The sequence below is a fragment of the Prauserella aidingensis genome (assembly GCF_024171865.1).
In the GTDB taxonomy this organism is placed as follows: Bacteria; Actinomycetota; Actinomycetes; order Mycobacteriales; family Pseudonocardiaceae; genus Prauserella; species Prauserella aidingensis.
Genome location: NZ_JAMTCN010000001.1, coordinates 84187 through 110482, shown reverse-complemented (window position 1 = coordinate 110482; position 26296 = coordinate 84187). Strand labels below are relative to the sequence as shown.

Here is a 26296-nt window from a genome sequence, read left to right as displayed (position 1 = left end):
TCCACGCCGTCGAGCAGATTCGCCCAGAAAGTCCGGAGGTCGGCGGCCCCCGGGTAGCGGCCCGACATGCCGATCACGGCGACCGGTTCCACGGTGGGCGCGGTCGTAGTGGCCACAGCCTGCCCGCCCGGGTCGGCACCGCACTCCGGTGCAGGGCCGAGTGGCAGGCCGGTCGAACGGATCGGCCTGCGGTTCAACTCCGGTCGCGGCAACGGACTGCGTGTCCCCCCACTCCCGGCCCACGCGGCCAGTACGACATGGGCGTTCGTCCCGCCGTCGCCGAAGCTGTTGATCGCTGCCACCCGTGGCCCGTGCCACGGCGTCTGTTCCCGGTCGAAGCGGAACGGCGAGGTTTCGAGGTCGGCGTGTTCCGGCGGCTCCTGGCCGCTCAGATAGGGAACCCGCGTGCCCCTCTCGAGCATCATCGTGACCTTGATCAGCCCTGCGATACCTTCGGCGCATTGGGGGTGGCCGATGTTCGGCTTCACCGAGCCCAGTGCGCACGGCTCATCGGAGTCCGCGCGGTAGACCGACCGCACGGATTTCAGCTCGATGAGGTCGACGACCTGGGACCCGGACGCGTTCGCCTCCACGTAACCGACGTCGTCCGGCTCGTGTCCGCTCGCAGCGAGGGCGCGCGAGAGCACGCTCTGCTGGGTCACGAGATTCGGGGTCGCCGGGCCCGCCGTGCGCCCGTCGTTGTTGACCGCGATCCCCTTGACGACGGACAGGATGCGGTCGCCGTCGGCGCGCGCCGCGGCGAGAGGCTTGACGATCACCACACCCGCGCCTTCCGCGGGCACGAACCCGCCTGCGCGCCGGTCGAAAGCGTGGAACTCCGGCTCGGCAGTCAGCAGTCCGCGCTGCTGGAAGACCTGATGTGCGGCGGCGCCCTCGATGAGGGTCACGCCGCCGACGACCGCGGCCTCCAACTCGCCGGAACGCAGTGCCTGTGCGGCGATGTTCAGCGCGACGAGGGCCGACGAACACGCGGTGTCGACCACGATGCTCGGCCCACGCAGGTCGAAGTGCTGCGACACGTTCGCCGCCAGGTAGTTCTGCCCGAGCACCACCGGGTTCCGGCTCTCGAGCACGCTGTCCCTTGCGGGGAGTCGCGCGGTACGGCCGCCGACGTAGACGCCGATCTCCTTGCCCTTCAGCTCGTCCGGCCGGTATCCCGCGTCGTTCCAGGCGAACAGCGTCTCCTCGAGCAGCAACAGCCCCTGCGGGTCCATCGCCGCCGCGTCCGTGTCGGCTATGCCGAAGTAACCGGGGTCGAATCGCCGATCGGCCTCCGACACCAGCCCCGCGTGGAATCCGCTCTCCTCACCCGGCCACCGTCCCGGCGGCACCGGTGCGATGGCCGAACGGCCCTCCGCCAGCAGTCGCCAGTACTCCTCCGGCCCCGCGGCCCCGGGGAACCGGCACGACAGGCCGATCACCGCCAGGTCGTCAGGCCGAGCACCGACGTCCACACCGCCCGCACCCGGCCGCGGGCCGGGCTCGGCCGGCACCGTGACCTCCGCACCGGCCGGCGTCCTCAACGGGACAGCCACTGCGGGGGCGGTGGCGGGCGCCGCACCCGCGTCGCCGAACCGCTCCGCCACGGTCTCCGGGTGCGCGGTCGCGAGCCATGCCGCGAAGCCGGCCGCCGTCGGGTGTTCGATGAGGACGGACGGGTCGAGTTCGACGCCGAGCTCGCCTCCCGCGGCGCGGGTGAGTTCGACCAGCGTGATGGAATCCGTTCCGTAGTCCTGGACGGGCGTGTCCGCATCGAGGCGGTCCCGGTCGAAATCCAGCTGCTCGGCGATCAGGTCCAGCAGCCAGGCGGCCGCGGCGGACTCGGCCGCGGCACCGTCCACAGCACCGCCGTGCCCGGTCCGGGCCGGTCCCGCGGCGTCGGGCCGTGTCGGTGCCGGAGCGGGCCGCTCCGGCACCGACGGCACACCGAGCTGCGACAGCGGGCGCTCATCAGCGGGAACCACGGGCACCACCACCGGGGCCGTGCCCCCGGCTGCAACCCGGTCGAGGACGCCGAGACCTTCGGCCACCTCGAGAGGAGCCAGCCCGGCCGCCGTGTAGGCGGGCCCGGTTCCGGCCGCCCCCATGCCGAGGCCGTCCCAGCTGGGCCATTGCACACTCACGACAGGGAACGGCCGTGGTGCGCACGCGAGCCGGTCGAGGTGAGTGTTCGCCATCGCGTAGTCGCTCTGGCCGACCGCCAGTGCCGGCAACACCGACGCGACGGACGAGAACAGCACGGCGAACCGGACGGGCTGGCCTGCCACAGCCCGCAACAGGATCTCGGCGCCGTCCGTCTTGGGCGCCAGCACCCGCCGCACGCCGGCTGCGGTCTTGCGGGCGAAGGACAGCGTCTGCTCGTCGACGACCCCCGCGGCATGCAGTACCCCGGCGATCGGGCCGCACTCCCGGAACAGTTCGAGCAGCCGGTCCTCGCTCGCAGCGTCGTCCAGGTCGACGGCCTCGACCCGCAGCCGTACCCCGGTGGCCGCCAGATCGAGCAGCCCACGGAGTTTCCGTCCGAGCGGATCGTCCACCCTTGCGCGCCGTGGCCACTCGGCACGGGGCGGAAGTTCGTCACGGCCGATCAGCACCAACGACCGTACGCCCCAGGCCGTCACGGCGTGGCGGGCCGCGGCGAGGCCGACGCCCCGCGTACCACCCGTGACAACGAGGGTCTCCTCGTCGGCGAACGTCGGCGGCGACCCTGCGGCGGGAGGTTCCTCCCGCCGCAGGGTCGGCACGGTCCGGACACCACCGTTCACGCGGACCCGGGACGAGGGCGCCGCGGCGCACAGTTCGGTGAGAATCCGTTCCGCAGCCTCCTCCGGTGCGGTGGGTTCGAGGTCCAGGTGCGTGGTCTCGACCCTGCGGACCTCGTGCCCGAGCATGCCGTAGAGACCCGCGACCCGGCTCGCGTGGCGATCGTGGGAATCCGCTCTGGTCACACCGATGATCCGCTCCGCCGTCGCGCAGGCCCGCTGCACCCACGGCCACCAGAGCTCCAACGCCGTGCCGGTTGCGTCCAGTCCGGTCAGATCCACCACGGTGCGTGCGGTCTCCGCCGTGCGGGGCTCGGCCTCCTCCTGCCTACGAAGTCGTTCGGTCCGCACCACGGTCGCACCGGGCATCGTCTCGGCCAGCCGTCGCGCCGTCGCCGCGCCGCCGTCACCGGTGACGACGAGGACCTCGCCCGGTTCACATTCCTGTTGCCCGGGCACGGCCGGTTCCCACTGTTCGGCGAGCAGCCGCACCCTCGGGGCGGTACGGGTGTGTGCCGTCGCGGTGATCACCTCGGCGAACGCACCGTCGTGCGCGTCCGGCCGGGAGATCTCCCCGAAGCCGTGCTCGGCGAGCAGCCGGTGCCACCCGTCCGCCGTGAGCAACGGGGCACCGGGAATCCGCAGGCGTGCATCGTCGTAGAGCCACCAGCCGTCGAGCAGTCCGAACGTCAACGTCAACAGTGCCGACTTGCGGGTGACCTCGTTGACGACGAGCAGTCCACCCGGCCGCAGTGCCTCCGCCAGATTCGCGACGACGCGGCGGAGGTCCTTCGTCGCGTGCAGCACGTTCGAGGCGATGAGCACGTCGAACCGACCACCGTCGCCGAGCTGTGTGCCCGCATCCGCACGTTCGACGTCCCAGCGTCCGTACCGGAGATAGTCGCGGCCGGGACCGAAGCGGTCCTCGGCCTTGGAGAGGAATGCGGGGGACAGATCGGTGAACCAGTACTCGTCCGGTCCACCGACGGCGTCGAGTGCAGGCAGCACGACCGCTGTCGTGCCGCCGGTGCCCGCCCCGATCTCGGCGACCCGCATCGGCCGGTCACCGGCGCTCACGAACGCCGCGACGGTCTCGGCCACGGTCCGGTTGAGTCCGTCGGCGACGTCGTTGCCCTGGTACGCACCGGTCATACGGTCGAGCGACCCGCCGGGGAAGAGGATCTCGGTGACCGGCCGCTTCCCGGTGAGCACCTCCGGGAGAGCGGCGATGCAATCCTCGACGAGTGCCAGTTGCGCATGCCAGTAGTCGTCCGCTGCCAGGGCCTCACGCAGTCGGGCCCAGTCCGGCTCCGACTCGGCGGCCAGCGCCGCCCGTCCGGCGTCACGCAGTTCCACCGGGTCCCCGCCGCCGACGAATCCCGCGTCCTCGCACAGACGCAGAACCTCGTCGAGCCACCGTTGGTACTTCGTCACGACGCCGTGCCGCACAGCCAGTCCGTCCCGTGGTTCCGCTCCCGACGCGAACAGGCCGAGGTCCCGGAGCCGCGACAGGGTGTTCCTGGCAACCCACCGGTCCGCGTCCTCCGGACCCGGTGACGACCCACCGGTACCGGGCGCACCGTCCCCGGTGACGGCCGCTGCCACCGCGTCGGCCGCCGTGCCTTGCCCATCGGTCACGGCAGCAGCCGCGAACACCTGTGGGTAGCGCGGTTCAAGGTGGGCCGTGAGCGCTCGGATGGTGGCGTGTTCGAACAGCAGCGTGGGATCCTGCTTCTCCCCGACCAGCTCCTCGACAGCCGCGACCAGATCGAGCACCTTCACCGATTCGATGCCGAGGTCGAAGTACCCCGCCCGCACATCCAACTCACCCGGATCCCGTTGCAGGCGTTGGGCCAGCACACGCTGAACCAGGGTCTCCGCCGCGCTGGGCGCGGAGACGCCCACCGCGGTGCCGTGATGCGGTGTCGGCTCTCTGCCGTCGTCGAGCAGTTTGCTGGACAGGCCGGTCAGTTCCGCCACGGCGGTGCCCTGCTCGTCGTGGAAGCCGATGTCCAGGGTGATCAGACCGTCGGCGCGTCGTATCGCGGACGTGTCGATGCGCGCGTAGCACCGGGTCGGAAGGGAGCCGTGGGCCCGGAACTCCGCCACGTGGAAGGGCAAGAAGGAGGCGGGCCCGTCCGACAGCAGACCCCCCGGAGCCACCGCCCCCGCAAGCAGCAGGGCTGGGTCGAAGGCATGATCCTCGGCGCCGGCCGGCGCGGTCAGCTCGACCACCAGCACGCCCGGACCGTCCCAGATCTCACCGGAGGCCCTGGCGGCTCCGGTGTACGACTGGCCCGAGGCTGCATCCGCGTCGTACACATCGGACAGCGACGTGCGGCGCACCGCCGTCTCGCGCGCCCTGGCGATGTCGAGCGTCGCGGACGGTCCTCCGTCGTCGTGGTCCACGTGCACCGTCGCATACGGGCCGTCCGGGTCGGCGACGGTCACGGTCCAGCCGGTCCCGTGCCCGGTCTCGGCGTCGACGGTGAGCCGCACCGGTGCGACGTCGGTCACCACGAGCGGCCGCACCACGGTCAGATCGGTGAGGCGCAGACTCCCCGGACCGTGGCCCCGCGCGCCGAACACGGACTGGACCAGCTCGACGTAGCCGAGCGCCGGCATCAGCGCGCGGCCGTCGACCCGGTGGCCGGCGACGTAACCCGTCGCCATCGACACGGCGGTCTCCTCCCGGAACCCGGTTCGCGGTCGGCCCGACTCCGCTGCCGGGCCGACCGGTGCGGTGCCGCCCGGGATCGTGACCTCGGACCGGGCGTCTCCGGTCTCACCGAGCTCGGCGGGAACCCGGGTTCCCGCGAGGTCCGCTGCAGCCTCGGGCAACCAGCACCGGTCGCGCTCGAAGGCGTAGCCCGGCAACGACACCGGCAGCGGCGGCACCGGCCCCCACGATGCCCGCCAGTCGACCGTGGCCCCGTCGACCCAGCGGTCGGGGACGGACCCGCGCGCCGCCGACCTGTCGGCGACACCGGTCACGGCCGATCCGCCTCCGGTGAGGTGGGCACGCAGTTCCCGCGCCAGGTCGGCGACGTCGGCGAACTCGACCGCAAGACGGTGTTTGAGGTGCTCACGGCCGGCCTGCAGGGTGAACGCGAGCCTGGCCGGATCGGTTTCGCGTCCCGGCCCCTCGAGGAAGTCCGCGAGCCGCTCGACGTTCGCATGCATCCGGTCCGCCGTGGTCCCGGACAGCACGGCGAGGAACGGCCCGGTCCGGTCGGGCTCGGCACGGTGGGGTGACACACCTTCCTCCAGGATCAGGTGGGCGTTGCTGCCGCCGGCACCGAACGAGCTGATCCCGGCGATGCGGGGCAGCTCGCGCCCGTCCACTCCGGTGCGTGCGATCCACGGCGCCGCCTCCCGTTGCACACGGAACGGTGTCGCGGCGAAGTCGATGTCCGGGTTGAGCCGTTCGGAGTGCAGTGAGGGAGCAAGTGTCCGCTCGCGGAATTGCAGAAGGACCTTGGTCACCGCGGCGATCCCGGCCGCCGACTCGGCGTGGCCGATGTTCGACTTGACCGATCCGATCGGAATGGTGCGATCGGATCGCACCGTGCCCACTGCGCGGCCTGCGGAGGCGGGTCCGCCGAACGCGCGGGACAGCCCGCTGATCTCGATCGGGTCTCCGAGTGAGGTCCCCGTGCCGTGCGCCTCGATGTAGTCGACATCGCACGGATCGACACCCGCACGCGTCAGCGCGTCGGCGACCAGTTCCCCTTGCGCCTTGGGGTTCGGGACGCTGTACCCCTTGCTCGCACCGCCGTGGTTCACGGCCGATCCCCGGACGACGGCCAGCACCCGATCGCCGTCGGCCTCGGCCTGGGACAGTCGTTTGAGTAGGACCGCACCCGATCCGTCCGCGGGCACGAACCCGTCGCCGTCCTCGCCGAAGCTGTGGCACGCCCCGGATTCGGAGAGGAATCCACTCCGTGAGAGCTGCAGGTACTTCACGGGGTGGCTCGTGATGTTGACCCCGCCCGCGATGGCGACGTCGCAGTCACCGGTCCGGATCGCCTGGCACGCCAGGTGGATGGAGGCCAGCGACGACGAGCACATCGTGTCCAGCGCGATGCTCGGCCCGGTCAGTCCGTAGAAGTAGGAGACCCGGTTGGCGACGGCCGCGTACGACGACGAGGTCGCGATGCCGCCGCGGTGCAGCGCCGCGTCGACGCCGTAGAGCTGATAGTGCCCGTACATGAGCCCGACGAAGACGCCGGTCCGTCCGGACGCGAGTTCGGCGCGGGTGCGCCCGGCGTCCTCCAGCAGGTGCCACACGGTTTCGAGGAAGATCCGTTCCTGTGGGTCCAGGTGCCTGGCCTCGACCGGAGAGATCCGGAAGAACATCGGGTCGAACGCCGCCACGTCACGGAGGAAGCCTCCGGTACGCGTGGCGGTCTTGCCCGCGGTCCCCGGCTCCGGGTCGTACCAGCGTCCGTGGTCCCACCGTTCCGGCGGGACGTCCTCGACGCAGTCCCTGCCGTCCCGCAAGTTTTCCCAGAACTCCCACAGGTCGTCGGCCTGGGGATACCGCCCGGCCACGCCGATGATCGCGATCGGGTCGTCCGCGGCCCCACCGGAGTCGTCGATGGCCGCGCCGGGCACCGGCACGGTCACCGACGCCGTCGTGTCCGCGGAGTGCTGCGCGACCGCGACGGTCTTCCTCCTGGGCGGATGTTCCTGTTCGGCGGCGGGCGGCTCCGCATCCACCGCGTCCGCCGGGTCTGCCACGGGCTCGTTTCGGTCGGAGCGAGCCGCCGAGCCTTCGGTCCTACCGGAAACAGCGACGGCGCCGTCCGCGCTGTCGGAGTGCGCGGCTCCGTCGAGCAACTCGGTCAACGCGGCGGTGTGGTGCGCCGCGAAGTACCCGGCGAGCTCGCGCAGCGTCAGATACTCGAAGAACAGTGTCTTCGACAGGGCGCCGAAGTGCTGCTCCAACTGCGCCGTCGCGCTCATCACGATGAGCGAATCGACTCCGTAGCCGTCGAGCTCCTCCTCCGGGTCCAGGTCGTCGGCGGGCATTTTCAGCTGTTCGGCGAGCAGTCCCGCCAGGAACCGTTCCGCACGCTCGGCGAGGTCGCCGCCATCGGACGGCCCGGACGACACCGCCGGCCGCACGGGCGGCTCCGCCTCAGCTGCCGGCCCTGCCTGCCCGGGTGCGGAGCCGGGGTCCGCGTGCTCGCCGCCCGCGCTCGCGACGATGCGGTCGGGGTCCCCGGGCGCGAGCAGTATCTCGGCCGCTCCGCTGCCGAGAGCCCGTCCGAGGGCGGCCATCGCGGGTCCACTGTGGATGGGGAGGAGCCCGAAGCGTGTCGTCATGGCCTCGACGACTTGCGAGTCGGCCGTCACGCCACCGTCGGCCCACAGTGGCCACTCGACGGACAGGCTCACGCCGGACCGCTCCCCTTCCTCCGCTCGAGCTGCGCGTCGGCGGGCCAGCCCATCGAGGAACGCACTGGCGGTGGCGTGATCGGCCTGGCCGACATTGCCGTACGCCGCCGCGGTCGACGAGTACGTGACGAAGTAGTCCAGCTCGTCACGGCGGGTGAAGTGGTCGAGCCATGCCGCACCGAGAACCTTGGGCCGCAACACCTCGTCGGCTTCCGCACGGGTCTTGCGGAGCAAGAACCCATCGCGCAGCGTGCCCGCCAAGTGCGCCACACCGACGAGGCGACCGGCCTCTCTCGCCCACGCCACCGCCGTCCGCACGCCGTCCCGCGTCCCGATGTCGGCCTGCACGAAGCGCACGTCGACGCCGGTCCGCCGTAGGGCTGCGAGCGTCCCCTCCTCCGGTTCGCTGCGCGCGGCGAGCACGACCGTGGCCTCGGGGTCGTGCTCACCGATCCATGCAGCCAGCCCGCGGCCGAGCGCTCCGGTACCGCCGGTGACGAGATGCACCCCTCCGCCGGCCGGGGTGAACCCGGCCGCGGGCAACGCGATCCGCCGCCACGACGAGGCCGACCGCCCTTCCGGGGTGATGTGGACGTCGAGGGGGCCATCGTCGACGAGCTCGGCGGGCAGGAGCCGCACGGCGTCACCGCGGTAACCGACCACCCGCATGGCCAGCTCCGGGTACTCCCACCGCAGTGACCGCGCGAATCCCGCCATCGCACCGTGCAGTTCCGCATGCGGCCCGTCCAGGTCGTACGAATAGAGCCAGCGCGCGGGTCCGTTGCCGCCCGCGATCCACGCCGCGGCCAGCTCGCGCGCGGCGTGGAAACCGTCGTCGACGGCGTCCTCCAGGTCACCATCGGTCACGGCGTGCTGCACGAACACGACGGGCGCCGGTGCGTCGGCCAATCCGGCGACCAGGTCCTCCATCGGCGCGCCCGCCCGGTGCTCGACCACCCTGGCCGGTGCGGCCGCCGCGCACAGCTCCGGCCGCGCGCCACCGACGAACACGACGGTGCCCGGTGGCGGGGCCGGTCGTTCCGGCACCGCGCGTCGAACCGGCACGAACGCGTGCACCGGCCCCTCGGCCGGGACGGAATCCGCTTCTCCTGCCGTCGACTTCAACGCGAACCCGGCGAGCCGGCACACGACCGTGCCGTCGGTACCGGTCAGGGTCACATCGAACACCTGCACCGACCGGGCGGCGCGCACACGCGACACGTGCACGAAACACCGTTCGGGCAAGGGTCCGAAGGAACGGACCTCGTCGATCGAGAACGGCAGATACGGCGCAGGGCGCCCTCCGGTGTCACCGGCGGCGGCTGCGTCGACGATCCAGCCCACCGTCTGCAGAGCGCCGTCGAGCAAGGCCGGTTCGAACACGTACGTCGCAAGGTCCGCGGTACGGGATTCCGGGAGCACCAGCGTCGCGAGCGCCTCGCCCTCGGAGTGTCGGATCTCCTCGATCGCACGGAGGCTCGGGCCGTACTCGAAACCCAGTGCGCTCACCCTCTCGTAGCACTCGTCGCGGGTGCGTACGGTCACGCAGCGCGCCCGGATCGCGCCGATGTCGAGGTCTTCCGGGGCGGTGCGCTCACCGCGCACCAACGATCCGGCAGCGTGTTCGACATCGCCATCGGACTCGCAGGTGACGATCCGGAACGGCACGTGATCGCCCACGGCAGGCTCGAGCCGTACCTGGAGGCGCGCCCCGTCGGGTCCGGGCCGCACCGGCCTGCCCCACCCGAGACCCGCGATCGCGCGAACGTCGCCGACTCCTGCGTGCTCGCCCGCGAGGCGCGCCAGTTCGATCGGGATCACGCCCGGAAGCACGGCGTCGCCGGCCACGACGTGATCGGCGAGGTAGAACTCGTCTCCGGTCAGGTACTTCTCGAACGCGATTCCATCCAGTGTGGACACGTTCCGGTCGAGTAGCGTGGGATGAAGCGCGGAAGGCAAGCCCGGCGGCACGGCGCGAGGTGCCGTGGAGGACTGGGGCGCGCCCGCCGTCCCCACCGGGGCGCTGCCGGTGGGGCACTCCTCGGCCGGGTCCGCCTCCACCCAGAAGCGTGTGTGTTCGAACGGGTATACCGGCAGGGCGATGCGGCGGCCGCGCACCCCGGAGGTGAGCGCGACCGGCTCGCCTCGGACCCAGCGCTGCGCGAGATCCTCGGCAGTGCCGGCGCCACCCTCGTCCGTGGTGGGCCTGCGGCGGTTCCGTTTCGCCGCCGTGCCCCGCACGACCCTGCCGGTGTCCCGGCCCTCGGCCAGTGCGGTCAGCTCGGTGATCAGCTCGTACCGGGTGGAAGCGACGATCACGGCCCGTTCCGCCAGCTCTTCCCTGCCCGTGGCAAGGGTGTGTGCGACGTCGGAAAGGGCCGCGTCAGCGCCGGGGCCTTCCAGGAACCGGGCCAGTGAACCGGCCCGGCGGGACAGCGCCGTGCCGGTGCGTGCGGACAGCGGGAACGCCAGCGGGCCGGGTGCGTCCGCACCGTCGCCCGCAAGCTGCGGCGATTCGGCCACCACGACGTGGGCGTTGGACCCGCCGACGCCGAACGAACTCACCCCGGCCACGCGCCTGCGGGCCGCGTCCCGCGGCCACGCCGCGTGTTCGGCGACGACCCGGAACGGTCCCCCGTCGAGTTCGAGGTACGTGTTCTGCGTCGAGAAGTGCAGGTTCCCGGGGATCATCCCGTGCCGCATCGCCAGGATCACCTTGAACAGCCCGGCTATTCCGGCAGCGGTCTCGAGGTGGCCGATGTTGGACTTCACCGAACCGACGCCGCACCACGGGGTCTCGGGCCGTCCGGCGCCGTGGCGCGCGCCCAGCTCCTCGAAAGCCGCGGTCATGCCGGAAACCTCGACGGGATCGCCGAGTTCGGTTCCGGTGCCGTGTGCCTCCAGGTAATCCACATCGACTGCGCGCAGTCCGGCGTCCCGGTAGGCACGGACGAGCAGGTCGGCCTGAGCGTCCGGGTTCGGCGCTGTCAGCGACGAACTCAGCCCGCCGTGTCCGGTGGCGACGCCCTCCACCACGGCGTGGATGACGTCCCCCGCTCGCTCCGCCGACGCGAGATCCCGCAGGACGACGACGCCCGCCCCCTCGCCCCGCACATACCCGTCGGCCGCTCCGTCGAAGGTCCGGCAACGGCCGGTCTCGCTGAGAACGTGGCCGTCAGCCATCGCGAGATACACCTCGGGCGACAGCAGAAGGTTCACGCCGCCCGCGATCGCGAGGTCGCACGCCCCGGTCCGCAGTGATGCCGCGGCCTGTGCGACCGCGGTCAGCGAACTCGAGCAGGCCGTGTCCATCGTGACGCTGGGGCCGCGGAAATCGAAGAAGTACGAGACGCGATTGGCCACGATCGACTGTGCCGCGCCGGTCGCCGCGTGCCCCTCCACGGCCCTGCCCGCACCGCGCTGGCATTCCGCGTACTCGACGGCGGACACGCCGAGGAACACCCCGACCCGCTTGCCCGCGAGGTCCGACGGCCGCAGCGCCGCATCCTCGAGCGCATTCCAGACGGTCTCCAGTACGAGCCGCTGCTGCGGATCCATCAATTCGGCCTCGCGCGGCGAAACACCGAAGAACGCCGCGTCGAAACCCGCGACGTCGTCGAGATATCCGCCCCATCGCGCCACCCGACCCACGTGACGGCCGTGACGGGCGCCGAGCTCGCGCCAGTCCCACCGCTCCACGGGCGTCTCGGTCACCAGGTCGTCCCCGGCCACGAGGTGCTCCCAGAAGGAGTCGAGATCCGAGGAGCCGGGCAGCACACCCGCCATGCCGACCACGGCGATGGCACCGGGGTTCGGCGGTTCCGCCGGCGCGTACTCCGGGGCGCGTGCCGTGTCCGCCACCGCGCACACGTCGGGCCGGGTGTCGATGAGGTGCGCCGCAACGGCTCGCGCCGTCGGGTGTCGGAAGAACGCCGGGGGTGCGATCTCGACGCCCCAGTTCTCCCGGATACGTGCGCTCAGCTCGGTCAGCCGTACCGAGTCCACACCGAGGGCGCCGAACCGGTCGTCGGGATCGACGTCTTCGCCATCCAGCCCCAGCAGATCCGCGACGATCGCCCCGACCTCGCCGGACAATGCATCGGCCCCGGTACGCGGCGTGGGGACCTCGCTGCGTCGACCACGGTGCGAGCTCAGGCCGGCCCGATCGATCTTGCCGTTCAGCGTGGTCGGGAGCGCCTCGAGTTCGATCAGTTCGTCCGGAACCATGTAATCCGGCACGACGTCCGCGAAGGCGCCACGGTCGGGCGCGGGCCCACCCTCGTCCCGCGTGTAGAAGCACCGCAACGCCTCCCCTGTTGTGCCGATCCGCGCGAGGACCACCGCGGCGTCGGCGACGCCGGGCAGTCGCCGCGCCACCTCCTCGATCTCTCCGGGTTCGACACGGTGCCCCCGGATCTTCAGCTGGGAGTCGCGTCTGCCGAGGTACTCGATCGACCCGTCGGCCGTCCGCCGTGCGAGGTCGCCGGTGCGGTAGAGCCGCGGCGACGTCGCAGGGTCGACGGGGTTCGGCACGAACCGCTGTCGTGTCAGATCCGGTTGCCCGACGTAGCCGGCCGCCAGCCCGTCCCCGCCGATGCAGAGTTCCGCCGGAACTCCGGCGGGCGCCGGGCGGCCCTCGTCGTCGAGCAGATGGATCACCGTGTTGGCGACGGGACGGCCCAGCCGGACCGGCTCTCCCGCGTGTACCCGGGCGACCGACGACCAGATCGTCGTTTCCGTAGGGCCGTAGAGGTTCCACACCTCGGACGACCGGCTCAGCAGCGCGCCGGCGGTCTCCTCGTCGAGCGCCTCACCGCCGGTGAAGACCCTGATCCTGTCGTCGCCGTCCCACCCCGCGGCGATCAGCATCCGCCACGTCGCGGGCGTCGCCTGCATGACCGTGGGTGCGCCGGTTTCCACGGCACGCCGTAGTGCGAACCCGTCGCGGGTCGCGGGCGTAGGTGCCACCTCGACACTGCCGCCGGTCACGAGTGGCACGAACAATTCCAGTGCCGCGATGTCGAACGACACCGTCGTGATCGCCAACATGCGGTCGTGCTCGCCGAATCCGGGTTCGTCGGCCATCGACCACAGCAGGTTGACCAGGGCCCGGTGCCCGACGCGCACGCCCTTCGGACGTCCCGTCGATCCCGAGGTGTAGATGACGTAGGCCTCGTCGCCGGGCTCGGGTCGCGGTGACGTAGCCGGCGCACTCGTCGCGGCGCGCGCCGCCACGTGCACAACCGGAACGTCGACGGGTGGCGCCGCGGCCGGGTCACCGCTCACCACGGCGGCGAGCGCTGCGTCGGTGGCCATGTAGCGGAGGCGCTCGGCCGGGTAGCCCGGGTCGAGCGGCACATACGCCGCGCCCGCAGCGAGTACGCCGAGCAACGATACGACCAGGTCCGTCGATCGCTCCACCAGGATTCCCACGCGGTCGCCCCGGCCGATCCCACGTTCGGTGAGGCAGCTCGCGAGATCGCCGACGCGCGACACGAGCGCGCCGTAGGTGAGCACGTGCTCGCCGGACACGACGGCCGCACGGTCGGGATGACGGTCGGCACGGTCGGCGACCAGGTCCACGACCGTACGCTCCCGGGGGTAGTCCCGGCGCGCACCGGCATGCTCGCCGGCGATCGCGGCACGTTCGGCCTCGGTCCGCACGTCCAGTTCGGCGAGCTCGCGGTCCGGTTCGGACGCGCAGGCGTCGAGCGCCACGTGAAAGCGTTCCGCGATCGCGTCCACGGTGGAGCGGTCGAACAACGCCGGGTCGTACTTCATCGTCAGCGTGCATCCCGATTCGAGCTCGACCACATCGGCGGTCAGCTCGAACTCGCCCTCCTGGTGGACACCGCCCACCAGGCCTCGCACGGGTGAGTCCCCGGATCCCGTGTCCAACCAGTTCTGGAAGTAGAACGCAGTCGTGACGATCGGCCCGCCCGCCGCCTCTGCGATGCGGAGGTACGGGTAATCGCCGTGCTCGACGGCGTCGAGCGCGGCACTTCTCGTCCGTGCCAACAACTCCGCGAAGGTGTCGTCCTCGCGGCATTCGACGGTGACCGGTACCAGGTTGACGAAGTACCCGATCGTGTCGGCGAACCGGCTTTCGGGCCGCCCCGCGACGGGGGTACCGACGGTGAGCCGCCGTTGTGTGCCGTGCCGTTCGAGGGTCACCAGGTATGCGGTCAGCAGCACGGTGAACACCGACACGCCCGCCGCCGCCGCGCAGTGTTTCGCCCTGTCGAGCAACGCCGCGTCGAGAACGTGCTCGGTGCTCGCGCCGTCCAGTGACGGCACCTCCGCACGAGGTCGGTCGGTGGCGATCCTGAGCGGTTCGGCGTCGACGACGTTCGCCTGCCAGAACTCCCGCAGCCGAGCACCGCGAGGACCGTCGAGCATCGACCGCTGCCAGTCGACGAAGTCGCGGTACTCCGCCGCCGGTCTGCCACGAGGTCTCCGGGAACGTCCCGTGGTCGCTGCATAGGCGTCGGCGAACTCGTCGAGCAGCACGGCGATCGACGTGCCGTCGAACAGGCCGTGATGCACCGTGATCAGCAACGCGTGTCGTCCGTCCGGCACTGTCCAGACGCCGGCGCGCAGAAGAGGACCCGTGGCCAGGTCGAAGGGCTTGCGGACACTGCCTCGCAGCCTCTCGGAGAGCCGGCCCGCGTCGGCCTCCGACATGCGCCCGACCTCGAACTCCATGGGCATCGAGGGGTGGACGCACTGCATCGGTGTCCCGTCGCTCGCGCTGCCGTAGGTGGTGCGCAGGGCCGGGTGGCGGGCGACGAGGTCCTCCAACGCGGTCCGCACGGCCTCGAGGTCGGTAGCCGGGTCCAGCCACACTGCGATCGGCAAGTTGTAGGCGGCGTTCCCGGGCGCCGTCTGTTCGACGATCCACAGCGCGCGCTGGCCCTCGGACATCGGATACCACTCCGGTCCCGCCGAGGGCGCACCCGGATCCGGCTCGGCCGTTGCCGGTGGGGCCGGGGACTGCGAGACGCCCGACTCCTCACCGGCGGGCGCCGAGGTCACCCCCGTCCGGGCCAGGTACGCGCTCAGCGCCGTCAGCGTCGGATGTTCGAGTACATCCACGAGCCGCAGCTCGGCGCCGTACCGTTCGGCGATCTCGTTGACGACCTGCATCCCGGTCAGCGAGTCGAATCCGTAGTCGGCGAGGGGCCTGCTCGCATCGATGCGCTCGTCCAGCTTCAGCGCCCGCTCGACCAGGTCACGCAATTCGGCATCCACATCGCCGACGCCGTCACTGCCCGTTGGGGTCCCGGCACGTGCGTGCGGCGCGGCACCGGCAGAGCCGGCAGGTCCCACGGCACCGGCTCCGGCCGCCGCGACCAGCACTGTCTGTCCCAGGTCGGCGCCGGTCCCCAGGCTGACGACCTCGTCGAAGCCGGCTTCACGGAGCAACCGTGTCCACGTTCCGGGTTCGGCGAGCGGCGCATCGGCGATGCGGTGCTCGGCGTCCTGGAACGACCACCAGCCGTCGAGCACTCCCCCGGCAACGGTCACCGAAGGACGCACCGTGGTGAGTTCATTGAGCACCAACCAGCCGCCCGGGCGCAACAGCCCACGGATCGACCGCAGTGTCGCGAGCAGGTCGGGCGTGGCGTGCACGACGTTCGTCGCCAACACCACGTCGTGACTCGCCGGTGCGAAACCCTGGTCGGCCGCGTCGCCGCGCAGGTCCAGAATTCGGAAGTCCACATGCGACCTGCCCCCGAATCGGGATCGGCCGTGCTCGAGGAACCGCGGCGACACGTCGGTGTAGACGTACCGGACGCGCGCCGCCTCGCCGTCGAGCGCGGGCAGTACCCGCTCCGTCGTGGCTCCCGTACCGGCGCCGAGCTCGACGACGGAGAGTGGGTCACCCTCCCGCGCTCGCAGTCGTTCCAGGACGACGTCGCGCATCACGTCGTTGTAGTGGTCCGTCACCGGGTTGCCCTCGTAGAACCCGACCGCGAGCTCGAGCGACGCGCCTGGGAACAGGATCTCCGTGGCACCGACCTCGCCTCGCAGCACCTCGGCGTACGAGGCCAGGAACCGGCGGACCGGCAGGATCGTCGAGGCCACCTCGGGATACGTCTCCGACAGCCGGCCGAGCTCGCCGTCCACTCGTGCAGCGCCCCAGGAGCGCACCGTCTCGGCGAACGAGGGGGACGAACGTAGTGTGTCGCCGTCGCGAACGAGATGACCGGCCGTCGCGAGCAACTGCACCAGCGCGGTGAACTGCCTCCGGTGAGCGAAGGCCACACCCAGTTCGTCCGCCATCTCCGTCTCGGACATCGTGTCGCCGCGTGCGAACGCACCCATCGACGACAGCACGCCGACGATCCCACGAAGCACGACCGGCTCGAGCTCGGCGTACGCCGCGAGCACGCGGCCGGTTCCGTCCCGGTCGGACGGCATGGTGTTGACGCGGCCGGTCACCGCAGCCAGCGCGCCCGTGGCGGGCTCGTCGAACAGCGCGCCGAGCGCCGCCGGTTCCGCACGGATGACCATGACCTGCGGCTCCGCGCCGGTCAGCACGTCCGGAAGTGTTCCGAGTCCCTCACCCGGAGTCAGCGCACCGATGCCGAGCGCCCGGAATATCTCGGGGAGTCCCTGCCGTGCACCGGATCCGACAGCTCCCCAGTACCCCCAGTTGATCACACGCACCGGGTGGTCGCGAACGCCGTCGAGATACCGCCCGAGCGCATCCAGGCACGCCGACGCCGTGGTGTAGGCGCTGTTACCGGAGCTGGAGCCGAACGAACCCGCCGACGAGAACAGAGCAAGGAAGTCGGGACGATGCCCGGACAGCGCTTCGTCGAGCGCGAGCACCCCGTCGACCTTGACCGCGAGCGCCTCGCGGAACTCCGCGCCCGAGAGCTGCTCGATCTGCCGGTCGTCGAACGTCATCGCGGCGTGGAAGACACCGTGGACGACTCCGAAACGGCTGCGGATATCCGCCATGGTGTTGCGCACCGACGGTGCGTCGGTCACGTCGACCCGCTCGTGCACGACCGTGCCGCCGCGGGCACACAGCTCCTCGATCTCGGCAGCCTCCGACGTGTCCGGCACGCGACGGCTGAGCCACACGACGGTCGCCCCGTGTCGCTCGACGAGTTGCCGGGTGAGCCGTCGGCCGATTCCACCCGTGCCGCCGACGATCACGTACACGCCACCGTCGCGGTACGCCATGCCGTCACCACCGGTGACGCGCTCCAGGGTGCGCGTGTAGCTGCGCCCGCCCCGGACGACGACCGCTCTCCCACGGTCGTGCGCAGGCGCGGCCAGCACGGCCGCTGCCTGATCCGCCAGAGGATCCGCGACCGACACGTCCACACACGACACCGCGACCCCGGCGAATTCGGCGGCGACGACCTGGGAGAGGCCGTGCACCGCCGCACCGATCGGGTTTCCCCCTCCACCGGCCTCGACGTCCGTGTCCCCGACCGAATGCACATCCGATGTGACCAGCCGCAATGAACGGGGACGAACCTCGGTGAGCAGTGCGAACACCGAGCAGGCTCCACGATCCAGTTCCGAGGCGGACGGCGCGGGGCCCGGCTGCCGCACGCCTCCGAGGTGGACCACCGTGTCGACACCGGATGGCCGTTCCACTGCCGAACCGCGACCGTCGAGCCAGACCACGCTCGCTCCCGGGGCCGCCGCGGCGACCGCCTCGGCCAGCTGCGCGGCCTCCGGCGGAGCCAGCACCAGCACCGACCCCGTCGGCTCCGGAGCAGGACCGACCGGTCCGGCCGGGCGCCAACGCGGCGCGTACCGGCCCAGCGGAGCCGTCTCCTCCACAGCCCCCGGGGCCGCCGGCGTCGGAGTCGGGATCCAGAACCGTTTCCGTTCGAACGGGTACGTGGGCAGGGCGATCCGCCGCGGCGGACGGCTTCCCGGCGTCACGGGCATCCGTGACCAGTCGACGTCGGCACCGCGCGCCCACAGGCGCGCCAGCGCAGGCAGGTCGGCGGCCGTGGGTGCCGCGCCCACGGCGTCCGCGACATCCGCCCCGGACTCCGCCCGCGAGCCCTCGGCCTCACCGGTCACATGTATGCATGCCGGCGTTCGCCCCTCGGCGACGGCTCGCAGCGCATCCCGCAACGCTGCGACGTCCGGGACCACCAGGGCGAGCCGGGACGCCATCGCGGTGCGGCCGCTGCGGAGGGTGTGCGCCACGTCGGCGAGCTCGGGGCCCGGCGCAGGCTGAGCCGACGTCGCACGCGCGCTGTGGCGCGCCAACTCCGCCACCGACGTGCCCGGCGGTAGTTCGGGTGGAAGGCCGAACCTGCCGTTCGTCCGTGCTGTGAGGCGGGTCCATTCCGTCGGCCCGACACCGTAGTCACGAAGGTCGACATCGGGGTCGATGTCGTCCGGGTCCACCCCGAGGACATCGGCGACGGCCTGCGCCGCCTCCCGTCGGCCCTCCTGCCACGTCGGCACGGCCGGTTGCCCTGCTGGCCCCGCCAGGAAGTCGGCCAGTCTCCCGGCCAGCACGCGGAGCCGTTCGCCCGTTCGAGCCGACACGGTGACGAGCTGGGGCGCCGGGTCGGCGGGGAGGCGGTCGTCGACCTCGGGCAGGTACTCCGACACGACGAGATGCGCATTCGCTCCGCCGCCGCCGAACGAGCTGATCCCCGCGATCCGCGGTTTCCGCACGCCGTGGACGACCCGGGCAGGCCACGGCTCCGCCTCCGCCGGGACGCGGAACGGAGTCCCGCGCAGATCGATCTCCGGGTTCAGCGGCTCGGCGTGCGGCGACGACGCGATCGTGTCGTCGCCGAACTGTGCCAGCACCTTGGCGAGCGCCGCGATACCGGCGGCGGACTCGAGGTGCCCGATCGTCGACTTCACCGACCCCAGCGGCACGGTGCCCTCCGGCAGGCCGCCGAACACCCGGCGCAGTCCGGCTATCTCGATCGGGTCGCCGAGCGGAGTGCCCGTACCGTGTGCCTCGACGTAACCGACCTCGTCGGCGCGGACTCCGGCCCGCCGCAACGCCGTCGCGACGACCTCCGCCTGACTGTCGGGATTGGGCACCGTGTAGCCGCTGGTGTGACCGCCCGCGTTCAAGGCCGATCCCCGGAGCACGCCGAGCACCCTGTCGCCGTCCTCGACCGCGGTACGCAGTGGCTTCAGCACGACGGCACCGACGCCCTCGCCGTCGACGAAACCGTCGGCATCGGCACCGAACGTCCGGTTGCAGCTGCCGCGTGAGATCATCTGCCGGTCGGAGAGGTGCCACAGGTGCGCGGGATGCAGGATCAGGTTCACCCCGCCCGCGATCGCCACCGCCGAGTCACCGGAGCGCAGGCTCTGCATCGCGAGGTGGATCGCGGTCAGGGAGGAGGAACACGCCGTGTCGACCGTCATGCTCGGCCCGTGGAGATCGAGCGTGTACGACACCCGGTTCGACACCGACCAGTGGTTCGACCGGGCGTGCGAGTGCACTCCCCGAGCAGCGGCCTCACCGCCCATCCACTCGTAATCGTTGTTCATGACGCCTGCGAACACGCCGACCGGGTCGGCGGCAGCCAATCCACGCGGTGGGTAGCCGGCGTTCTCCACGGCCGTCCACGCCGTCTCGAGGAACAGCCGCTCCTGGGGATCCATGTCCTCGGCGTCACCGGGAGAGATCCGGAACAGCAGCGGGTCGAAGGCGTCCACGTCGTCCAGGAAGCCCGCCCACTTGCTGTAGCTGCGCCCCGCCGAGCCCGCGGGGTCGAAGTGCTCGTCGGCGCGCCACCGACCGGGTGACACCTCCCGCACACAGTCCCGGCCTGCGCGCAGGTTGCTCCAGAACGACTGGACGTCCTCGGCGAGCGGAAAACGGCCGGCGACACCGATGATCGCGATGTCTGCGGGCGGGTCGACGACGGCACCCAGGTCGGCAAGCACGCGCGCGAGGAGCTCGCGGCGGTCGGCGGGGGTGTTCCCGTTGTCGCCGACGGGTTCGAACGGCACGGTCATGCGGTCTCGCCCTTCTTCTCACCGGCGGCAAGGCCGGACAACATCCCGAGCATCCGGTCGACCTCCGCGTCGGAGAGGCGGTCGACGGCCGCGCGAAGCCCTCCGGGTACCGGATTGTCCACAGTGGACGACGGCTCCGGCGGGGCGGGCGCCTGCGCCGAAACGTCGGTCTCCCTGCCGTCCTGGTGCCCGGATCGTGGCCGCCGGTCCGTGTGCAGATGCTCCGCCAGCCGCGCGATGGTCGGGTGTTCGAACAACAGCGTCGCGGGCAACGGCCCGAACTCCGTCTCGAGAGCCTTCGTCAACTCCAGCGCGACCAGCGAGTCGACGCCGTACTCGCCGAACGTGACGTCCCGGGCGAGCCGCTCTTCCGGCAGCTCCAGCACCCGGGCCAGGATCGCGGTCACGTGCGCCTCCGCCGCCTCGGGCGACGCCGCGCCCTCACCGCCGGCACACTCCGATGCGTTGTGCCGTGCCGTCGACGGATGGTCCCGGGCAGGTTCCGTATCGTCGGAGCGGGGCGATGCCTCACCGGCCGCCCTGCGTATTCCGTCGGACCGTGCCACGAACAGTCGCTGGTCGGCGGGTTCGCGGGGCAGCGCCAGCTCCGTGACGCCGGTGAAACCGGCCGCGGACAACGAGTCCCGCCAGCGGGCCGCGTCCAGCACGGGCGAGGCGGGCAGCCGGATCGCCCGGTCGTCGGCGGCCCACCAACCACTCGTGAGGCCGAAGACGAAGGTCAGGTACGAGGCGGGCCGAATGCCCTCGTTGACGACCACGACCCCGCCCGGCACGAGCAGCTCCTTGATGTGGGCCAACGTGGTTGCGATGTTGCGGGTGGCATGTAGCACGTTGGTCGCGACCACCACGTCGTAGACCGCATCGAAGCCCTGCTGACCCGGTCGGCGCTCGATGTCCAGGGGCCGGAACTCGACGCCGGCGACGCCACCGAACTCCCTGCGGCCGTGCCGGACGAAACTCGAGGAGAGGTCGGTGTAGGTGTAACGCATTCGGTCGGACGCCGCCGCGAACGCCGCCCGCGACGTGGCGCCCGTACCCGCGCCGACTTCGAGAACCCGAAGCTCCCGATCGGCGCCCATGTCGCGCAACAATGCACCCAGCAGCGCGTTGTACTGCTCCATGACGGCGTTCGCCTGGTAGAAACCCGCGACGTCAACGGTCGAGCCGTCCGGGAACAGCACGTCGACACCGTCGCGTCTGCCGCGGAGGACGTCCGGCAGTGCGCCGAGACACCGGGCCAGCAGTGGCGCCGCCGCGCGTGCCGACGGGTGTTCGGCGGTCACATCCGCGAGGGGTCGTTGCGGGTCGACGGAATCGACCCACTCGACGACCTCGAGCTCGCTCCCACCGGGTTCGGATCCGGGATGTTCGCGGAACAGCCCATGCCGCAGCAGCAGATCCAATGCCGCGGCGAACAGCTCACGATGCTCCGTGACGACGCCCGCGCGGCCGGCGAGCGCCGCACGCGGATACCGTGCGCCCGGTACCAGTTCGATGCCGAGCTCCCGGAGGACACCGGCGAGCACGTGTGCCGTCGCGACGTCGAGCGCGCGATCGGCACGTTGCTGCGAGGTGATCGCCGCTACCGCGGCCCGGTCCTGGGTGATCTCGGGAGTGGGCACGCGATCGGCGACGTCGGCCACCGCGTCGCTCTCGAGCGTGACGTCGGCGTCCACCCCGAGGCCGGACAGCACAAGTCGGTCGGCCTTCGTCGCGAGCACGCGCGGTGCCGGTCCTGCGAGGGCGTACTCGAGGACCCGCATACCTTCGGTTGCCCCGATCGGTTCGATTCCGGAGCTCGCCAGCCGGGCGAGCGTGCGTCGCCGGTCGTCGTCACCGCCGTCGTGCCAGAAGCCCCAGTTGATCGTCCTGACGGGGAACGGCGCCGTTTCGCCGAATGCGGCCGCGTAGGCGTCCTGGTAGGCACTGCCCGCCGCGTACCCGGCCTGGCCCTGGTTCCCGTGGAACGAGACGCCCGAGGAGTAGAACACCAGGAAGTCGAGGGGCTTGTCCGCCACGGCGCGGCACAACACGCGTGTCCCCTCCGACTTGACCCGGAGCGCCGACACGAACCCGTCGTGATCGAGTTCGCCGAAAGCCGTGGTGACGAGCACCATCGCGGAGTCGATCACCCCGTGCAGCGCACCGAACCGGTTTTCGGCCGTGGCCACGGCGTCCGCGACCGCATGCGGGTCGGTCACGTCCGCCGCGACGTAGTGCACACGACCACCCGCATCTTCGAGGGTCCGGATCCGGGCGCGCTTGTGCTCGTCGAGCGGGCCCCGTCCCGTGAGGAGCAAGCGCGCCGAATACCGACGTGCCAGGTGCAACGCCGTGTCGAAGCCGATGGTGCCGAGGCCTCCGACCACCAGGTAAACGCCCTCCTCGCGGAACGCCGGCGTGGTGGGACGGCCGAGCAGGAGCCGGCGCAGCGTGCGGGTGTAACGCACGCCCGCACGCAGGAGCACCTGCCGCGCCCGTGGCACGAGCGGTTCCGCGACGATCGCCTCGGCGACGGCGGCCACATCGGCCACGACGTCGGAACGCCGTACGTCGACGATCGCCGATGTCGCGTCACGTTCGGCGTTGAGCGCCATCGCCAGACCCGCCAGGCCGGCCGCCACGGGCCGCACCTCGCCGTTCCGGCCGAGGGTGCACGTGTCCGCCGTCACCACCTTCACTCCGAGCGACCCTCCGAGCAGGCCGTGATCGCGCAGCTCCGCCAGCAGCTCGAACAACGCCAGGGTGACCTCGTCGCCCTCCTCGTTCCCTGCCCCGAGGACCGGTCCGACGAAGTACAGCAGTCCGTCGGCGGCCCCCGGCAGGGTCCGGAACGCGGTGGCGGGCTCCCCGGGAGCGATGCGGACGACGTCGGATCCGGCATGGCCGGCCGCGATACGCTCCGCCACCTCGCTGTCCTCCTCGCGGGCGACGACGAGCACCGGCCGGCCGGACCGGTCGCTCGGGGTCGACACGGGTGACGGCGTCCACCCGGGGACGTACACGAAGTCGGGGGCGGCCGCCGGACGCGCCCGCAACGCCAGGCCCGTCACACCGAGCAGCACGGTGCCGTCGTCGGCGAGGACCGTGACGTCACACCTACCGTCACGCCACACGCCGTGGACCCGGCACTCCTCCGGTACCGGTCCGTGCACGGCGATCCGCTCCGCGGCGAACGGAAGGACCGGGCCGTCGTCGTCGGCCACCACAGCGGCGAGCACGTGCAGTGCGGCGTCGAACAATCCCGGATGCACCGCGTACTCGGCCGGAGTGCGGGTATCGGCCCGGATCCTCGCCAGCACCTCGCCGTCGCCTACCCGGATGTGCTCGGCCAGGCGGAAGAACGGTCCGTACCGCAGCCCCTGCCGGCGCAGCCGTGCGTACAGTTCGGACGCCTCGACGACGCGCGTGCACCGGCGCTCCACGGCGGCCACGTCCACCGGGAACCGTGGTTCGCTCCGCGGGGCTCGTACCGTACCGGTGGAGCAGACCCGGCCTCCGGCACGCAGCGCGTAGGCCGTGTCCTCGCCCGGATCCCGCCGTTCGAGCTCGAGCCGGACGGGCCGCGAACCGACCACGACGGGTGCGACCCATCGGACGTCCTCGACGACGAACGCTCCGTCACGGCCCTCGCCTCCCGCCAGTGCACGCGCGGCGAACCCGACGTGGGCAACGCCGGGCAGGAGTCGCTCACCCTCGACCTCATGGTCGGCGACCACCGGGTCGTCCGGCCGGACCACCAGCGCCTGCACCGATGTGCCCGCCGGGTCGGACATCCGCGTGATCCAGTGTCGTTCGGGTTCGAACGGGTAGGTCGGCAGCGACACCACCCGCGGCGGTACATCGCGCGGCGGCAGGACACTCCAGTCGAGGTCCACTCCGGACACCCATAGCCGGCCGAGCCGATCGGACCTGCCCTCTCCGGCGAGTCCTCGGACGAACTCGTCGCCGGCCGCGGTACCCGCGAACACGTCGGCGAGCGCGGTCGCCGCCGAGGCATCGCCCACCACGATCTCACTGGACCCCCGCCCGTCGGCGAACGCGCGCAGCTCCTCGGCCGCCTCCCCCGTCGATCGCGCCACGAAGGCCAGCCGGTGCCGCATCGGCGTCCTGCCGATGCGCAACGTGTGGGCGATGTCGGCCAGCGCGAGCGGTCCCGTCAGCGCCGCGGCGACGCGGCGCGCGTACTCGCGCAGCCGCTCCTCGGTATGGGCCGACAGCACGACCAGTTCCGGCGCACCGGATTCCGGCGCGACGCGCTCATCCGGGTACTCCTCGACGACGACGTGCGCGTTGGTACCGCCCGCTCCGAACGAGCTGACACCGGCGCGCCGCGGACCGCCGGTCGGCGGCGCGGGCCATGCCGTGGGTCGCTGCGGCACGGCGAACGGCGAACGGGAGAAGTCGATCTCCGGATTCGGCTCGGCGGAGTGCAAAGACGGTGCCAGCGTGCGGTTCCGCAACTGGAGCACGGCCTTGGTCAGGGCCGCGATACCGGCAGCCCCTTCGAGATGGCCGATGTTCGATTTCACCGACCCGAGACCACGGCCCCCGACCGGCTCTCCGTCGCCGCCGAACACGCGCTCGAGCGCCGCGTGTTCGATCGGATCTCCGAGCGCCGTTCCGGTACCGTGTGCCTCGATGTAACCGATCGACGCCGGATCGAGGCCGCGCGACCGCAGCGTCCGTTCGATCAGTGCTTGCTGGGCCGCCGGATTCGGCACGGTGTAGCCGTTGGTGCGGCCTCCGTGGTTGACGGTGCCCGCCTTGACGACCGCATGGATCCGGTCCCCGTCGGCGACGGCCGCCGTCAACGGTTTCAGCAACACTGCGCCCACACCTTCACCGGGGACGTAACCGGTTCCGCCCGCTCCGAACGAGCGGCACCGGCCGTCCGCGGCGAGCATGTTCATGCGGCTCAGGTTCACGTACTTCAACGGGTGCGCGAGAACGTTCACGCCACCGGCGATCGCATAGGAACACTCGCCCCTCCGCAGGCTCTCCACTGCCATGACGAGCGAGACCAGTGACGAGGAGCACGCCGTGTCGACGGTGAGGCTGGGACCGCGGAAGTCGCCGAAGTACGACACCTGGTTCGCGATCGAGGCGCGGTTGGCAGGCACCGACACCGGGTTTCCCCGGAATGTCTCCTCGGCGGCGAGAGTCGCGTAGTCGCCCCACATCACCCCGGCGAACACGCCCACATCCAGCCCTGCGTCCGCGTGGTGTGCAGCAGGTAACCGCGACGGCGGATAACCGGCGTCCTCGAGCGCGGCCCACGCCGTCTCGAGGAATAGCCGCTCCTGCGGGTCCATGGTGCGGGCCTGCAACGGGGACAGCCGGAAGAACCGCGAGTCGAACGTGTCCACCTCGGACAGGAAGCCGCCCCAGCGGCCCGTGATCGAACCGGGGCCGCGGCCGTCGGGGTCGTAGTCCGCGTCGGCGTCCCAACGAGAGTCAGGCACCTCGGTGACACAGTCGGCACCGTCGCGGAGCACCTCCCAGAACTCGTCGAGGTCGCGTGCTCCCGGGTACCGCCCGCTCATGCCGATGATCGCGACGTCCCCGTCGTCGGACGCGCCGGCGGGGCCAGTCATTCCCGACACCGCGCCCCGCGGGACACGGGCGGCGCCGGGCACCGTCGCCGCGTCCTCCCGCGGGACGGCCCGCGCCCCGGCATCCCGGCGGGGAGCGTCCCCCGGTCCCGGTTCCACGGCAGGAGGGGCGACCGCAGGCCCGCCCGCCGCCGGCCGCGCGTACTCGGCCAACCGGTCGCCGTATGCGGAGACCAGGTGGTCGGCTACCGCTGCCGGTGTCCGATGGTCGAAGAACAACGTCGGCGGCACGTCGCCCACGATCTTCGCGAGCTCGGCGTTCAGCTCCATGATCAGCACGGAGTCGATACCGAACCGGTCCAGCGTGTCGTGATCGCCGATCCGATGGGCCGGAACCCTGAGGACGTTCGAGAGCCTCTCACGAAGAATCCGCAGTGCGGCCGAGCGCAGGTGCTCGTCCTCCCCGCCGTCGAGGCCGACGGTAGAGGCCGCGACAGCGGGCACCGGCGCCGACACACCGGCCGCGCCCGTACGGCACGCGGTGTCCGTTGCCGC

The 26296-nt window shown here is 71.7% G+C and carries 2 protein-coding genes (both running past the window's edge); both read right to left on the bottom strand.

Features of this window, described 5'->3' with window-relative positions:
* On the bottom strand, nucleotides 1–20165 hold the 5' portion of the coding sequence (locus tag LY13_RS00335) for a non-ribosomal peptide synthetase (protein ID WP_253826076.1). The gene continues 3703 nt to the left of window position 1, outside the view; 20165 of the gene's 23868 nt are visible here — the first part of the coding sequence; its start codon is at nucleotides 20163–20165; the stop codon falls past the left edge of the window.
* A protein-coding gene (locus LY13_RS00330; protein ID WP_443678901.1) for an SDR family NAD(P)-dependent oxidoreductase crosses the window boundary here: on the bottom strand, nucleotides 20162–26296 show its final stretch. Its footprint extends 8205 nt past the window's final position; 6135 of the gene's 14340 nt are visible here — the last part of the coding sequence; its start codon lies beyond the right edge, outside the window; the stop codon is at nucleotides 20162–20164. Before LY13_RS00330 ends, LY13_RS00335 begins: the two co-directional genes overlap by 4 nt.